Below are 15,135 nucleotides of genomic sequence, written 5' to 3'. Positions count from 1 at the left end.
AAAAGTGTTAGAAATCTCTGAAAAATACTCTTATTTTTGCAGCATGAAAAAAATGATCACTCTTTGCTTGTGTTTGCTGTTAACGGGTTGTTTCCAAATCACGGAAAAGATCAAACACAATAGTGACCAAAGCGGTGAATATAGCTTAGTTGTTGATTTTTCTGATTCATGGTTGAGAACCAAATCGGCTATTTTTTTAAAAGAAGTGGATGGTGTAAGTATTCCCAGCGAAGAAGAGATCAAAGAAAAACTGACCCAATTCAGAGCAAAAGCTTCCAAAATAAAAGGAATCTCAAAAGTGACAACGTCTTATGACTTCAGCAATTACATTTTCAAGATCCGTTTTTCATACGCCTCTGTTGAATCGTTAAATGCTGTTTTAAATTCCATCAATCAAAATCATAAAGGATTCATTCATTTTAAAAATAAGCAAGGAATTTTTGAACGTATTGCTTCTTATCCTATTCCCGAAAACCTGATAGAAAAAGAAGATAAGAAAGAAGACCTGTTAAAAGCTAATATTGTAGCTGTTTATACATTCGATGAAAATGTTGCTTCTGTTCAAAATCCTGACTCTAAATTATCCAAAACCAAGAGAACTGTTTTTTTAAAACACAACATCTGGGATGTGTTAAAGAACAATGATCTAATGAACAATACTATTCGTTTTACACCTTAATTTTTTATATGAAAAAGTTATTTTATTTTTTAGTTGCCCTTCCTGTCGTCGCTTTTAGTCAGGTTAAAAAAGAAAACTACGATTATTTTGTACAATTCAACACGCCTCAATTGAACAAAAAAGTTGATCTTGATCAATTGTTCACTCACAAAGCTTTTAAAGAATTCAACAAAGAAAACGCTAATATTAAATTAAACGATTTTATTTCTTTTATAGATAAAGAAAGAGCGATCAGTATTCATGGTAATTTTACGGACAGTATTCCTTATTATCAGGTTACGATCCCTTTAGCTCAGGTTGAAAAGTTTGAACAGTTTTTGCAAAACAGAACACAAAAAAAAGGAGATTCTATCCAGAAACATGCAACTTATGCTATGGTTACATCTAGATCCGGTTTCACTATGGCTTGGGATTCAAAAAATCTGGTTGTTTTCGAGTTATTGAATATTCCGAATTATAACACTAATCCTTATTCATATCAGTATGATGATTATAATGACGATTACTATGAAGAGGAGGAAGAGGTTGTTGAAGTTGAGATAGAAGAATATGATGAGGATACACCCACAATCAGAGAAGGAGAAATATTACCGCCGCCGCCAACAGAAGAAGAGATTGGAAATTTAGCTGAAGTTGAGCCTTATGATGAAGACTGGGAATCGGAAGAAGTTGTTGTTGAAGATGATGAATACGATGATGATTTTTATCAAGATTACAGAAAAGAAGGAGAGCAAACTCAGGAAGAAAAAATAGCCAAACAAGAAGCCTTGGTTGCTCAAATGTTTGAGAAAAGCTTTGTTGCTCCTACTTCTGCTAAAGTCAATGCTAAAGCAGATATCTCTTCATGGATCGATTACCAATCGGTTTACAGTCAAGTGAGCAGTCTTTACTCCCTTTTCTCTACATTCACTCCTAAAGCTAATGTGCCTTCAGACTATGCTATTAAAGGAATGGGAGCCGATTTATACTTTGAAAACGGGAAAGCTAGAATGGAACAAACTGTTGAATACACAGAAGCTTTAGCTAAAATCATGTCAAAAATAGTGCGCAGAAAACCAAATAAAAAAGCTTTTAATCATTTTCCGAAAAACGAACCTTTAGCATATTTAAGCTACCATATCAATACTGCTGAGGCTTTGAAAAATTACCCGAAAATAGCAGAACAAATGTTATCAAGCTTACCAGTTGAAAAACAAGACGTTGATATCATGATGGACCTGATCACTACATTGATCGATGAGGAAGCAACGGCAACTTTATTTGACGGTGACTTTACTTTGTTTTTCCACGATATGGAACAATATGAATACAGCTACACCAGTATTGAATATGATGAGGATTACCAGGAAACAGAAGTAGAAAAAACAATCACTAAAAACAAACCTGTTTTTTCTATGATCATAACATCTTCCCATCCTACTATGAGCGAAAAACTTATCAATTTGGGGGTTCGCAAACACGCTTTAACTCCTGAAAACGGACACTATACTTTTACAGACAAAGAGTTAGGAGAAGTAGCCATACTCAGAGACGGTGCAGTGCTTGTTTTTACAAATGGACTTGAGTATCTAGGAGATAATGCTCCATCTGCTTTTGCTAAAAAGGTTAAAAAGAATGTATCTTCTAATTACTGTTTCGGAAATTTTGACATCAATCGTTTTGTAAAACGTTATTTAATGAATGAAGATTTCGGAAAAGACACTGCTACTATTTTAAAAATAAGTGATCAGGTTAAAAACTTTCAGGTTAGTGCTTCTAAAAAAATAAAGCACAACAAAATGAAATTGGAAGCTGAACTTAACTTTACTTCTCAAGATCAAAATATCATTATTCAGACTTTAGATTTAATAGACTATCTGAAATAAGAAAAAAAACTTTTAAAAACAAAAAGAGCAGTTTAAAAACTGCTCTTTTTTTATACCCAATCTATCGGACTGGCTAATACTTTTATTAACTTTTCTTCTTCGCTTCCGACTTCCGGATGATAGTTGTACACCCACTGAACATGTGGCGGTAAACTCATCAATATACTTTCAATCCTTCCGTTAGTTTTTAAACCGAATAGAGTTCCTTTGTCGTATACCAAGTTGAATTCTACATAGCGTCCGCGACGAATTTCCTGCCAGGTTTTGTTGGCTTCTGTATACGGCAACTCTTTTCTTCGTTCTACTATTGGCAGGTATGCGTCCAAGAAGCTATTTCCGACTTCGGTTACGAAATTGTACCAGTCTTCCATAGACATTTTTGTATCGGTTTGCTTCGCCAATTCGCTATTGCTCGTGTCTTTTAAATAGTCAAAGAATAATCCACCTATGCCGCGTGCTTCATTTCTATGCGCATTCCAGAAATATTCATCACACTTCTTTTTATACAAAGGGTAAAATTCAGGATTGTGTTTGTCACAGGCTGTTTTACACGTTTGGTGAAAATGCTTCGCATCTTCTTCAAACAAATAATACGGCGTTAAATCTTGTCCGCCACCGAACCATTGGTTGATGATCTCTCCTTCTTCATTGTACATCTCAAAGTAACGCCAATTCGCATGAACGGTTGGCACCATCGGGCTTTTAGGATGGATAACCAAACTCAATCCGCAAGCAAAAAAATCAGCTTCACCCACACCGAACATTTTTTGCATGGTATCGGGTAATTTTCCGTGAACGGCTGAGATGTTCACACCGCCTTTTTCAAAAACGTTTCCGTTTTCAATAACACGCGTTCTTCCGCCGCCGCCTTCCGGTCGTTCCCAAAGGTCTTCCTGAAATTTGGCTTTGCCATCACTATCTTCTAAACCTTTACAGATCTGATCTTGTAATTGTTGTATGTAGGCGTAAAATTGGTCTTTCATTTTTTAGTTTACAGTTTTAAGTTTACTGTTAACAGTCATAGTGTTGATGAAATTTTACTAATTAATGAAGCTAACATTCTTTTAATTTCATCTATATTTGAAAGTATTTTCTTTGAAATTTCAAGTTCTAAATAGTTCAATTCAGCAGAGAGAAATAGTAAATACTCTAATTCATGAGCTGAACCAGATGAAATATACAAAAATCGAATAAGCTCTTTTTGTGTTTCTCTCCCACAACCCTCTGCAATATTAGTAGGTATGGAAACAACAGCACGATTGATTTGTGAAATCAGATTAAACTGTTCAGTTTTAGGAAAATTTGAAGTTATAGTGTAAACATCTAAAACCAATTGATGTGATTTTTGCCAAACAATATATTTCCTATAATCAATCATATCTGTAAACTTAAAACTGTTAACTATTTATTATACTCCTTCACCGCTTCAATAAATGCTTTCGCGTGATCCACAGGAATGTTTGGTAAAATACCATGACCTAAGTTTACGATGTAATTGTCTTTTCCGAATTCGTCAATCATTTCGTGAACCATTTTCTTAATCGTCGGAATTGGCGACAACAAACGACTTGGATCAAAATTACCTTGTAATGTAATGTTTCCACCTGTTAAATAACGGGCGTTTTTAGGCGAACACGTCCAGTCTACTCCTAAAGCAGATGCTTTTGATCTTGCCATTTCATTTAAGGCAAACCAACAACCTTTTCCGAAAACGATCACTTTGGTTTCCGAAGCTAAAGCTTCAACAATTTGGTTAATGTAATACCACGAAAATTCCTGATAATCAGTTGGCGACAACATTCCACCCCAAGAATCAAAGATCTGAACGGCATTAACCCCGTGTTTGACTTTTTCTTTTAAGTAAGCAATAGTGGTATCGGTAATTTTTTGCAATAATAGATGTGCTGCAACCGGCTCTGAAAAGCAAAATCCTTTTGCTTTATCATAACTTTTTGAGCCTTTTCCTTCAACTGCATAGCAAAAGATAGTCCATGGAGAACCTGCAAAACCGATCAATGGAACTTCGTTGTTCAACATTTCTTTTGTCATGTCAATAGCATCCATTACATAGCCCAAACTTTCATTGATATCCGGAATACGAACCTGTTCTACATCTTTCATCGAACGAATCGGATTCGGAATGATCGGTCCGATCCCGTCTTCTAATTCTACATCAATTCCCATAGCTTGCGGAACCACTAAAATATCAGAGAATAAAATAGCTGCATCGGGCTTTACAATACGAATTGGTTGCACCGTAATTTCTGACGCTAACTCAGGGGTTTTACAACGCGTAAAGAAATCATACTTTTCACGTAATGCTCTAAATTCGGGTAAATATCTTCCTGCCTGACGCATCATCCAAACCGGCGGGCGTTCTACGGATTCGTTATTTAAGGCTTTTAAGAATAAATCGTTTTTTATCATCTTTTAGGATATAAAGCTGTAGTGTATAGCATACAGCACGGTTTTAATTATAATATTTAATTACAGCCTCCATTACGTTTTCGACTGTAGGTTGATTAGCTATTTCAATATTTTGCGTTCGGTTTTCCAACGCTTTTGCTGTTGTTCTCCCGATACAGAAGCACATCTGGTCATCCAGTATATTTTCTTTTAAGAAGCTTTCAACTGCTGACGGACTGAAGAACAGAATAGCATCTGTTTTTATGTTTATTTTATAGGGTTTTAGTGCTGTTTCATAAACCTTAATTTCATTAAAGCTTATTCCGTTCTCCGTTAGTATTTCCGGTAATTCTTTTCGCCGTAAGGAACCACAAAAAAACGTAAAACTTTGATCGCTGTATTTTTTAAGAATTAACTTTCCGAGCTCTTTAGCATTTCCGGCTTGATCTGAAACTTTAAACCCTTTTTTCTTTAAAAATTTTTTTGTCTTCTTACCTACACACAAACATTCTTTCTCTAGTATAGCTGTACGTGCTTTTTTATTTTGCAATACGCTTTTTACGGCATTCTTACTGGTAAATAACATAATATTGTTACATGTTTCCAGTTGAAAACGAATAGGTTTTACCTTGATAAAATTCCTTTCAATAATCAGAAAACCTGAATTCTCAAGTACAATTTTATTCTTTTCAGAAAGTTTTTTTGTAGATAAAACGGTTTTCATTTTATTTTCTGATCTCGTGCTCTTCCTGTCCTAAACAATAATGTTCGATGTCTTTATTGTTTCCGTAAACTACCAGAATATCTCCGGGTTCTATTTTAGTGTCAGAATTAGGCCTGCCGATAGACTCTTTAATGATATTCTTTTTCCCGATTAAATTTCGTTTTTCTCTTTTACGTATAATGGTGATCAATGTCAAATGGTATTTGTCCACTGTATCCAGTTCTTCTACCGTTCTGTTGAAAAATTCCGGTTTTGCCAATACTTCTGAAATCGTAAAATTATCATCGAGCTGATAGTTTTCTAATGTTGACTTAAAATTGATCTGCTTTGTCAAGCGGTCGGCACTATCCTGTTCCGGATGAATGATATTCTGAATTCCCATTGCTTCCAAAACCGTATCGTGAATAGGCGATAATGCGCGGCTTATGATCTTTACATCGCTTAGCTTTTTAATGATTGCCGTTGTAATGATTGCTGCTCCTTCATTTTCTCCTATCGCAACGACAACTTTGTCCGAATCTTTCAAAGGAACTGCTTCATAAGCCAATTCATTAGTAGAGTCCATACAAATAGCATGAGAAATTTTATCTTTTACAAGATTCACTTTTTCCATGTTTTTGTCAATCCCTATCACTTCATTTCCGGTTTCCGTCAAACTTAAAGACAAAGACATACCGAAATTTCCTAAACCAAAAACAATGATTTTCATATCTATTTCCTATTAGTTAATCAAAATATTTTCTTTCGGATACTGATAAAACTGATGGTTGATCTGACGTAAGATTCCTATCATTAAGTTCAGCATACCTATTCTACCTATAAACATGACCGCAATAATGACATACTTACTGGGTTCTGATAATGTAGGTGTAAAATTCAAACTCAATCCAACTGTACTATAAGCTGAGAAACATTCAAATGCTACTGTTAAAAGAGGCGTCCCTTGTGGCTCTAAAATCAGTAGTGCCATAATCGCTATTCCTATTACAATTAAGGAAATACATAAAATAGCAAACGCTCTGGAAGTGGATTCACTTGAAATCCTTCTACCGAAGATCTGAATGCGTTCTTTTCCTCTGGCTATGGCCAAAATATTTAAGGTGGCCAAGGCAAACGTACTGGTTTTTATACCACCCCCGGTCGATGCCGGCGAGGCTCCGATCCACATCAGGAAGATCACAAACAACAAAGAAGGAACCGTCATCTGGCTAAAATCGATCACATTGAAACCTGCCGTTCTGGGTGTTACTGAGTTAAAAGCTGCTGTTGTTATTTTTCCGAAAAAGGTTCGGTGAGCTTCCATTGTATTGTTGTATTCAGAAAAGAATAAAAATATCCAACCGGAAACCAACAATACTGTTGTCGTATAAATTACAATTTTAGAATTCAGTGTAATGATCTTAACGTCTTTATGAACAATTTTTTTATCAAAAAATTCTGTGACGTAAGTTTTAATATATTGGTAAAAGTTGAATATGATATTGTGTCCTAATCCTCCGAAAACAATCAATATCATTATGATCCATTGGAAATAATAATTGAAACGGATGTGTTCGTCATAAAGTCCGGATGATAAAATGGAAAATCCGGCATTACAGAATGCTGAGACGGAATGGAATATAGAAAAATATAATTTATTCTCTATTGTTGCTGTTTTTAGTATGGATGTATAAATAAATATAGCTCCGATTATTTCAACTGATAAAGTAAAGATCACCACATTTAATGCCGCTCTGAATACATCTTTTAAACCCTCATGAGCAATAAAGTCACGTGTGTTCAAACCTTCTCTAAAAGAAGAACTACCTCTGAAGAAGAAAGCAAAGAATGAAGTGAATGTTAAGATTCCGATTCCTCCTAACTGAATAAGAACTAAAATGATAGACTGTCCTACAATAGTAAAATCATTAGCGGTATCTACTACAGCCAGACCCGTTACACAAACGGCACTGGTTGCTGTGAATAATGCATTGGTAAAAGTAATTCCGTTTGTTGTAGCACTGGGCAACATCATTAAAAAAGCTCCGCTTAATGCCAGAATCACAAAACTTCCTACAAATACAATCGCCGGGTTAAAATAAATATCGTAAATATGGCGCACAAAAACCATTAATCTCAGGAGGAAATAAAAGATCAGACCTCCTTCCAAGACCGGTTTTATTTTTTGTAAAACGTAATGGGTACTAAAATCGTTATTGACAACGGCTAAGACTCCGGAAATAATTAACAAAGAAGTTAAAAGTACAATATTCACTAAAGCTAATTTGATATTGCTTTTGTAATTGTATTTGTAAAACTTAAAGACATTAAATCCCAGTAAACCGAAAGTCAGAATAATTAATCCTATGACATGGGGAGTGTTGAAGTTTTCTTCAAAGTCATAACCAAAATCAAACACTATGAAAAGGAGAACAATAAGATCAAAAAATCGATATATATAATTGAGTAAAGATTCTCTTTCCATTTTTTAGTGTTCTATTTTTGTTTGGTCTTTAATACTTCTCTTAATTGTTGCATTAACTGACCGCCTCCTTTGGTTAAAATTTCTTTTGCACAATTTTCGCCAAAAGTATTATAATTGTCAAAATTACAACTTTTTTCGATAAAATATTTTTCTTTACCATCCAATGAGAACAGAACACCTTCAAAAAAAATATACTCATTTTCCACTTTAGCCAGAGCTCCTATCGGTGCGGTACAGCCTCCTTCTAAAGTTTTGAGAAATTGCCGCTCGATATACGTACAAATCTCAGTTTCCTTATCATTAAGTTTAGCTGTAGCTTCTATTACAAAGGGATCATTTTCTAATGCAACGACTAACATAGCTCCTTGTGCCGGTGCCGGAATCATCCAGTCCAGATCAATGACATTTTCCGGTTTTAAGTTAATACGTTCTAATCCGGCTGCTGCAAAAATAGCCCCATTCCATTCGTTGTCCTGTAATTTTTGCATGCGTGTATTGACATTCCCTCTCAAATCAACTACTGTATGTTCAGGATATCGATGCAACCATTGTGCTTTTCTCCTTAAACTCCCGGTTGCTATTGTGACATTATCACTTGATAAATCCAGATTGCCTTTATGAACCAATATATCAGAAACATTCGCTCTTTTTAAAACTGCTGTCTGTACAATTCCTTTCGGCAAGCTTGTCGGCACGTCTTTCATAGAATGAACGGCAATATCAACCTGACCGGTTAGCATAGCAATATCCAGTGTTTTTGTGAAAATTCCGGTAATTCCTAATTCATAAAGTGGTTTATCTAAAATAATATCTCCTTGTGACTTTACAGCTACAATCTCTGTTTTATACCCCAGATCGTTTAATTGTTTTTCTACTGTATGGGCTTGCCAAAGGGCTAATTCACTATCACGTGTTCCTATTCGAATTGTTTTCAAGGGAAGGGTTTTAATTGTTATTTAACCGAAAGACTTTCTCTATCCACTGAATGCTCTCATCAACCATTGTGTCTTCATCCTTAAGATGATTGGCAAAATGTGTGGTTATCTTTTGAATAATACGATTACTGATAATTTCTGCTTGTTCTTCGTTGAAGTTTTCGAACTTTTTTCTTTGGTAATTCAGTTCAGCCTTTTTGATATCGGCTAATTTTTCTTTCAATGAATGAATGGTTGGGGCAAATTTTCTGGCTTTGGTCCATCCTGCAAATTCATCGGCAACTTCTGTAATGATCTTTTCTGCTGCCGGAATATGCTGTTTTCGCTTTTCTAAGGTTTCATCTGTAATTTGAGAAAGGTGATCCATGTGTATCAAAGTCACTCCATCAATGTTTCGAACATCTTCATTTACATTTTTAGGAATAGACAGATCTAAAATCAGTAAAGGTTTCTTTAAATTCAGAATAGCAGCATCAACCGTAGGGTTTTGTGCCCCTGTTGCTACGACCAATACATCCGCATTCTGAATTTCAACCTGTAAGTCAGCATAATCTTTTACAATCAAATTGAACTTCCCGGCAATCTTTTCTGCTTTTTCTTTGGTTCGGTTGATTAAAACAATATGATCATTTTTGGTGTGCTTTACCAGATTCTCACATGTATTTCGTCCGATCTTACCGGTTCCGAAAAGTAAAATTCTCTTGTTTCCGATATCCGGAATATTGTTCATGATGTATTGTACGGCTGCAAATGAAACGGATGTGGCTCCGGAGCTGATCTCAGTTTCGTTTTTCACTCTTTTACTCGCCTGAATAACTGCATTGGTCAATCGTTCCAGATAAGCATTTGCCAAACTTTCCTTTTTACTGTCTACAAACCCTTGTTTGATCTGTGAAATGATCTCAAAATCACCTAAAATCTGACTATCTAAACCCGTTCCTACTCTAAAAATATGATCAATAGCCTCTCTATTTTTATACACATAAGCCACTCGCTGAAAGTCTTCAACAGATCCCTGGCTATTATCACAAAGTAGTTTTATTAATTGAAACGGATGTTGAGCGAAACCATAAATTTCTGTACGGTTACAAGTAGATATAGTTACTAAACTATCTATATGTTCAGTTTTTGCCTGCTGTAATAAATCATTTTTAGCTTTTTCGTCTAAGCTAAATTTCCCTCTCATTTCAGCATCTGCTTTTTTATAGCTTAGTCCTACAACATAAAAGCTCAAGGGCTTATTTGTATTACTGTTGTTCATAATTTTACTCTATACCTTAAAGTATAGCAAATGTATAACTATGATTTTTATAAAAATAACGCTAAAAGTACTTTTTGTTTCGTTATTGGTTTTTTTCGTAATAAAATAGTTTGCTAACAAACTTTATCTTAAATTTGTAGTAAAACCAATACTTTTGAAATTATTTATATAGAACGATTCTAAATAAACACCAAAAGAAACGACTTGTAAAGTTATTAAAAAATATCGCTATGAGTTCATTTGAAGAAATAAAAATAGAACCGGATTTAACCATGTTGCGTTTTCAGAATGATTCTGATTTTAAAGAACATTTTGAAAAACAGGTAAAAATTGGCTTCATACAATTTCACTTTAATGTGAAAGGCAAAGGGAAATTCATATTCAACCAAGGCACTTATGCCTTAGAACTAAAAGAGGAATCTTCGTTATTACTCTATAATCCGCAAAAAGAGCTTCCTCTGCACTTAGAACTTGCCCCGAAATCATGGGTCGTATCTGTTTTAATATCAATAAAACGTTTCCATACATTATTCTCTAACGATGCCGAAAAAATACCTTTTTTAAGTCCGGATAACTTAGAAAAAAAATACTATGGAGAGGAAGACATTAGCCCTTCAATGGCTATTGTTTTAAACCAGATCTTTAATTACAATCAAAACTCGTCCCTGAAAAACCTATATTTAAAAGGAAAATGTTATGAGTTGATGAGTTTGTATTTTAATAAAAATGAAGATCCATCGGCTGAAAATTGTCCGTTTCTCATTGATGAAGAAAATGTATTAAAAATTAAAAAAGCTAAAGAAATAGTCATCAATCGCTTAGCAGAGCCTCCCGGATTACAGGAACTGGCAGATGAAGTAGGATTATCTCTAAAAAAACTAAAAGTAGGCTTTAAACAAATTTACGGCGATAGCGTTTTCAATTTTTTATTTGATTATAAAATGGAAGTGGCTCGTAAGATGCTTGATTCCGGATCTTATAATGTTAACGAAGTGGGACTAAAAGTGGGCTATAGTACTTCCAGTCATTTTATTACAGCATTTAAGAAAAAGTTCGGGATAACCCCAAAAAAATATCTATTGAATCTAAATGTCAATTCATAAAAAAGAGCGCTTATAGCGCTCTTTTTTATTTTATATCTTCATCCTTTATTTTAGTTAAAGTAATAAGCAATAATCTGCAATTCATCAGCCCCTACTCCTACATACATCTTCACGGCTCCGGTTCCTGAAGTATCACGAACCGCTAACTGCGCCACAAACATAGGTGTATAGGTTCCCGGTCCCAAAATCACATAATCGGAAGCCGTATTTCTGAAATTTTTCCATTCTCCTTCTTTTAGGTAATTATTATTGTAAAACTGCCCGTTAATTGCAATAACACCAGCTTGTTCACTACAGGTTGACGTAATACAAAGAGGTATTCCGTTAATTGGGTTTCCATAATAATCAGTTATGACTGTTGGCCCTAAATAGTTACCTTGCCTGAAATATATTCCTGTTTGAATAATCCTTGCTCTATAGTCATCCAGTCTGGATCTGTCCGTAGCATTTTTTCCGATATTCCAACTCACAGAATAATTAACCTCAACAATTGCCGGCTGGGTCAATGTAAAGGAAGTAGCTGTACCTCCTATGGGTATACCAACTTCACTAAATCCTGATCCTTCTCCTGTTTGATTAATTAAAGAGGTTGGATTCTGAACATCTTCTAAATAATTTTCAGAATCAAAAATAACGTCAACATTGTCCTGTAATGTTCCAAGCACCAAATCTCCATTTGCATCAGCATAAACTTTGGTCGTCAATCCGGTTCCTAAATTATTCGGATTGTAAAACTGCCCGAGACCTTCTATTCTAATATTAGAATCGGTTCCCGCGATATGCAATTCTTCCTCCGGCGTATAGGTTTTAATTCCCACTTGCGAATTAGCAGCAAAAGCACTTAAAACAATATATATATATGTAATTTTTTTCATGATTGTAAAATTTAATTGTACACTCTAACTTTTAAGTAATCACTCGCCCCGCCAAAACCTACATAAGTTTCAACATTCGGGTTATCCAGTACTACACCGAAAAAATATAATGAATGTGTTCCGGGTGGTAATGAAGCAAAACCTTGACTATTCATATAAGAATACCCCAATGCTCCTCCGGCATCACTCCCGTATGATTGTCCGTTAAAACCATATTTAACAGCATATTCTGCAGGTGATAAACCATCATTATTAATATCTATACAAAAAAATGTCTGAATAACTCTTGTTTTTAGATCACTTATACTTTCCGGTGGATTTGTTGTTAAATCAAGAGAAGACATCAGAAACGTCAGTCCGTATTTAACCTCTATAGTACAATTCTGAGGAGCTGTAAAAGGAACACTATAAATAAATTGCTCTGCATAAGTAACTCCAGCCGGATTACTAACCACTCTCCCTAATTTATCATAAGGAGGAGCTAACATCAAAAGGTTATCCGGAACAAAATTAGGCACATCAATTAAAAAGTTTATCGGAAGCCCCATTCCGAGATTATAACTTGGCGGAGTCAAAGTTAAATTACCTCTATAATCCACATATACCGGAGCTAGGTCTACTCCATTATTTAGCGGATTATTTGCCGTACTGAAACTTTCCACTCTTATAGTATTAGGACCTGCAATATGCAACGTTTCCTCCGGGGTTTCAGTTCCTATACCTACATCTTGGGCATTCACTACACAATAGTTTAACAGTATGACTAACAGTAGTATTTTTTTAAAATAATTATGTTTCATAGTAAGTAGTTTATGAGGGGGTTAATGTAATCTGAACAATAATGAATCATTTCCTCTGGCAAATTTCACGCAGGTTTCCTTTCCTGTAAAAGATGTACTGGCTGTGATTCCGGATGAAACTTCACCAAAAAAGCGAATCGTATAACTACCAGCTGCCGGCAGAGTTATGTAGGTTGTAGAAGTATTATACATCAATCCGGTTTTACTATCACGCGATCCTCCGGTATAACATTTTGAAGCGTGTCCAAACTGTCTGGACAAACCATCAAGCATAAAATACGTATTGACTCTTCTTGCGGCCATATCTGTTAAAACATCTTCCGCTAAGTTTTGAAAAACCTCAAAACTAATACTGTACTTTACTTCCAATAAAGCTAAACTATTTGTATTGATCGTAAAGCTAAAGAGTTCTGCCACTTCAACGCCGTCTTCGTCTCCGCCGGGTAAATAAACTACAGATTCCGGCAAGGTAGCTGGATTTAAAGCATCAGAACCTTCACTATTATAAAGAGACCTGAACTCAAGAGTTAAGCTTCCTTGATCATCAACAAATAATGGGTATGTATTTGTACCACCTCCGTTAAACTCATTATTGGTCTCATTTAATCCTTCAACACGGATAGTGCCCGTGGGTGATCCAAGATGTAATGCCTGCTCCGGCACCGTTTCGTTAATGCCTACACCACTTACTTGCGCATGCACACAAGCAAACCCAGCGAGGCAAATCACTGATAGTAAGTAACTTTTCTTCATAAGAATGATTTATGTATAGATTTGATTTTCAGCATTGAAGATATCAATTTTTTTTGAAACCTCTTAAACTTATTTTAACAATTTCTTAAAAAAATGTTGTAATTATGTTAATTGTTACGAAAATGTGTTAAATAAAAAAATCGCGTTATATTAAAAACATTTTTTGATTTTTTTACAAAGCATTATTTTTTAAATCTGAAAAAATTCCATTCAAAAAAATTTAGCCTTACATTTGAAGAAAAAAATGAAAAAAGGAGTTTTATTAATTAATTTAGGATCTCCGGATAGTACATCTGTAAAAGACGTAAAAAAATATCTGGACGAATTTTTAATGGATGAAAGAGTCATTGATGTCCCTTATTTATTAAGAGCTTTTTTAGTCAAAGGAATTATATTAAACACCAGACCTAAAAAATCTGCTGAGGCATACAAAAAAATATGGTGGCCGGAAGGCTCACCGTTAATCGTTCTTTCAGAAAGATTACAAAATAAAGTTCAACAAAATGTGAGTGTTCCCGTTGAACTCGCCATGCGGTACGGAAGTCCGAGTATTGAAAAGGGACTTCAGGAATTAAACAATAAAGGAGTTGAAGAAGTATTGCTTATTCCTCTGTATCCGCAGTTTGCTATGGCAACTACTGAAACAATATTAGTTTTGGCTGAAAAAATCCGTAAAAAGAATTTTCCGAATATGGAATTTACCGTTTTACCTGCTTTTTACAACCAAAAGGACTATATAAGAGATTTATCTAACGCTATAAAAAGGTCTCTTGAAAGTTTTGATTCTGATTATTTATTGTTTTCCTATCACGGTGTACCGGAACGTCATATCAAAAAATCAGATGTTACCCAATCGCATTGTAAGATAGACGGAACTTGTTGCAACACTCCATCGAAAGCTCATGACTTTTGTTATCGCCATCAGTGTTATGAAACGACGAAGCAGGTTGCAGAATTCTTGGGCTTAGCCGAAGGTACATATAGCACTTCTTTCCAATCCCGTTTAGGAAAAGATCCTTGGCTACAACCTTATACAGATGCCACAATTGACGGACTGGCACAAAAAGGGATCAAAAATCTGGCTGTAGTTACTCCTGCGTTTGTTTCAGATTGTTTGGAAACCTTAGAAGAGATAGGAATGGAAGCTGCTCATAGCTTTAAAGAAAACGGAGGCGAAAACTTTTTAGCTATTCCGTGTCTTAATGATAATGACGACTGGGTGAAAACCTTAAGTCGATGGATCGATCAATGGGCTTTAGCATAAATCAAC

At 35.0% G+C, this 15,135-nt stretch carries 15 protein-coding genes; 4 read left to right on the top strand and 11 right to left on the bottom strand.

Annotation, left to right across the window (positions count from 1 at the left end):
* Nucleotides 1-52: 52 nt before the first annotated feature.
* Both DI487_RS07540 and DI487_RS07535 read left to right on the top strand, forming a co-directional pair.
* A complete protein-coding gene (locus tag DI487_RS07540; RefSeq protein WP_245896555.1) occupies nucleotides 53-679 on the top strand; it encodes a hypothetical protein in 627 nt (208 codons plus the stop codon).
* 8 nt (nucleotides 680-687) lie between these two features.
* On the top strand, nucleotides 688-2,544 hold the full coding sequence (locus DI487_RS07535) for a hypothetical protein (RefSeq protein ID WP_109569097.1): 1,857 nt from the start codon (nucleotides 688-690) through the stop codon (nucleotides 2,542-2,544).
* A gap of 50 nt (nucleotides 2,545-2,594) precedes the next feature.
* Here DI487_RS07535 and hemF read toward each other — a convergent pair whose 3' ends face one another.
* The 8 genes from hemF to hemA are packed head-to-tail and all read right to left on the bottom strand — an operon-like array spanning nucleotide 2,595 to nucleotide 10,334.
* Nucleotides 2,595-3,527: an oxygen-dependent coproporphyrinogen oxidase gene (gene hemF, locus DI487_RS07530; RefSeq protein WP_109569096.1), complete on the bottom strand. Its 933-nt coding sequence runs from the start codon at nucleotides 3,525-3,527 to the stop codon at nucleotides 2,595-2,597.
* A gap of 35 nt (nucleotides 3,528-3,562) precedes the next feature.
* Complete coding sequence (locus DI487_RS07525; RefSeq protein ID WP_109569095.1) at nucleotides 3,563-3,922, bottom strand: four helix bundle protein; 360 nt, start codon at nucleotides 3,920-3,922, stop codon at nucleotides 3,563-3,565.
* A 23-nt stretch (nucleotides 3,923-3,945) separates the two neighbouring features.
* The gene (gene hemE / locus DI487_RS07520) at nucleotides 3,946-4,971 is read right to left on the bottom strand and encodes a uroporphyrinogen decarboxylase (RefSeq protein ID WP_109569094.1); all 1,026 of its coding nucleotides are present in this window, start codon (nucleotides 4,969-4,971) and stop codon (nucleotides 3,946-3,948) included.
* Between the two features lie 43 nt (nucleotides 4,972-5,014).
* Nucleotides 5,015-5,674: a uroporphyrinogen-III synthase gene (locus DI487_RS07515; RefSeq protein WP_109569093.1), complete on the bottom strand. Its 660-nt coding sequence runs from the start codon at nucleotides 5,672-5,674 to the stop codon at nucleotides 5,015-5,017.
* Between the two features lies 1 nt (nucleotide 5,675).
* Nucleotides 5,676-6,383, bottom strand: a complete 708-nt coding sequence (locus DI487_RS07510) for a potassium channel family protein (RefSeq protein ID WP_109569092.1) — start codon at nucleotides 6,381-6,383, stop codon at nucleotides 5,676-5,678.
* A 12-nt stretch (nucleotides 6,384-6,395) separates the two neighbouring features.
* A complete protein-coding gene (locus DI487_RS07505; RefSeq protein ID WP_109569091.1) occupies nucleotides 6,396-8,138 on the bottom strand; it encodes a TrkH family potassium uptake protein in 1,743 nt (580 codons plus the stop codon).
* Between the two features lie 11 nt (nucleotides 8,139-8,149).
* Entirely contained in the window at nucleotides 8,150-9,073 is a 924-nt protein-coding gene (gene hemC, locus DI487_RS07500) for a hydroxymethylbilane synthase (protein ID WP_245896554.1), read from the bottom strand.
* Between the two features lie 10 nt (nucleotides 9,074-9,083).
* On the bottom strand, nucleotides 9,084-10,334 hold the full coding sequence (gene hemA, locus DI487_RS07495; RefSeq protein WP_109569089.1) for a glutamyl-tRNA reductase: 1,251 nt from the start codon (nucleotides 10,332-10,334) through the stop codon (nucleotides 9,084-9,086).
* Between the two features lie 230 nt (nucleotides 10,335-10,564).
* Between hemA and DI487_RS07490 the strand changes: the two genes are divergently transcribed.
* Nucleotides 10,565-11,437, top strand: coding sequence for a helix-turn-helix transcriptional regulator (locus tag DI487_RS07490; RefSeq protein ID WP_109569088.1), 873 nt, complete (start codon nucleotides 10,565-10,567; stop codon nucleotides 11,435-11,437).
* A 50-nt stretch (nucleotides 11,438-11,487) separates the two neighbouring features.
* Here DI487_RS07490 and DI487_RS07485 read toward each other — a convergent pair whose 3' ends face one another.
* From DI487_RS07485 to DI487_RS07475, 3 genes are read right to left on the bottom strand one after another with little or no spacing between them, the layout of a single operon-like run.
* Complete coding sequence (locus DI487_RS07485; RefSeq protein WP_109569087.1) at nucleotides 11,488-12,312, bottom strand: hypothetical protein; 825 nt, start codon at nucleotides 12,310-12,312, stop codon at nucleotides 11,488-11,490.
* An 11-nt stretch (nucleotides 12,313-12,323) separates the two neighbouring features.
* Complete coding sequence (locus DI487_RS07480) at nucleotides 12,324-13,112, bottom strand: hypothetical protein (protein WP_109569086.1); 789 nt, start codon at nucleotides 13,110-13,112, stop codon at nucleotides 12,324-12,326.
* 21 nt (nucleotides 13,113-13,133) lie between these two features.
* The gene (locus DI487_RS07475) at nucleotides 13,134-13,865 is read right to left on the bottom strand and encodes a hypothetical protein (RefSeq protein WP_146193394.1); all 732 of its coding nucleotides are present in this window, start codon (nucleotides 13,863-13,865) and stop codon (nucleotides 13,134-13,136) included.
* 244 nt (nucleotides 13,866-14,109) lie between these two features.
* On the opposite strand from DI487_RS07475, the gene hemH reads away from it, so the two are divergent.
* A complete protein-coding gene (gene hemH, locus DI487_RS07470; protein ID WP_109569084.1) occupies nucleotides 14,110-15,129 on the top strand; it encodes a ferrochelatase in 1,020 nt (339 codons plus the stop codon).
* Nucleotides 15,130-15,135: the final 6 nt, after the last annotated feature.

Source organism: Flavobacterium sediminis (assembly GCF_003148385.1).
GTDB lineage: Bacteria > Bacteroidota > Bacteroidia > Flavobacteriales > Flavobacteriaceae > Flavobacterium > Flavobacterium sediminis.
This window is presented reverse-complemented; position numbering and strand designations above follow the sequence as displayed.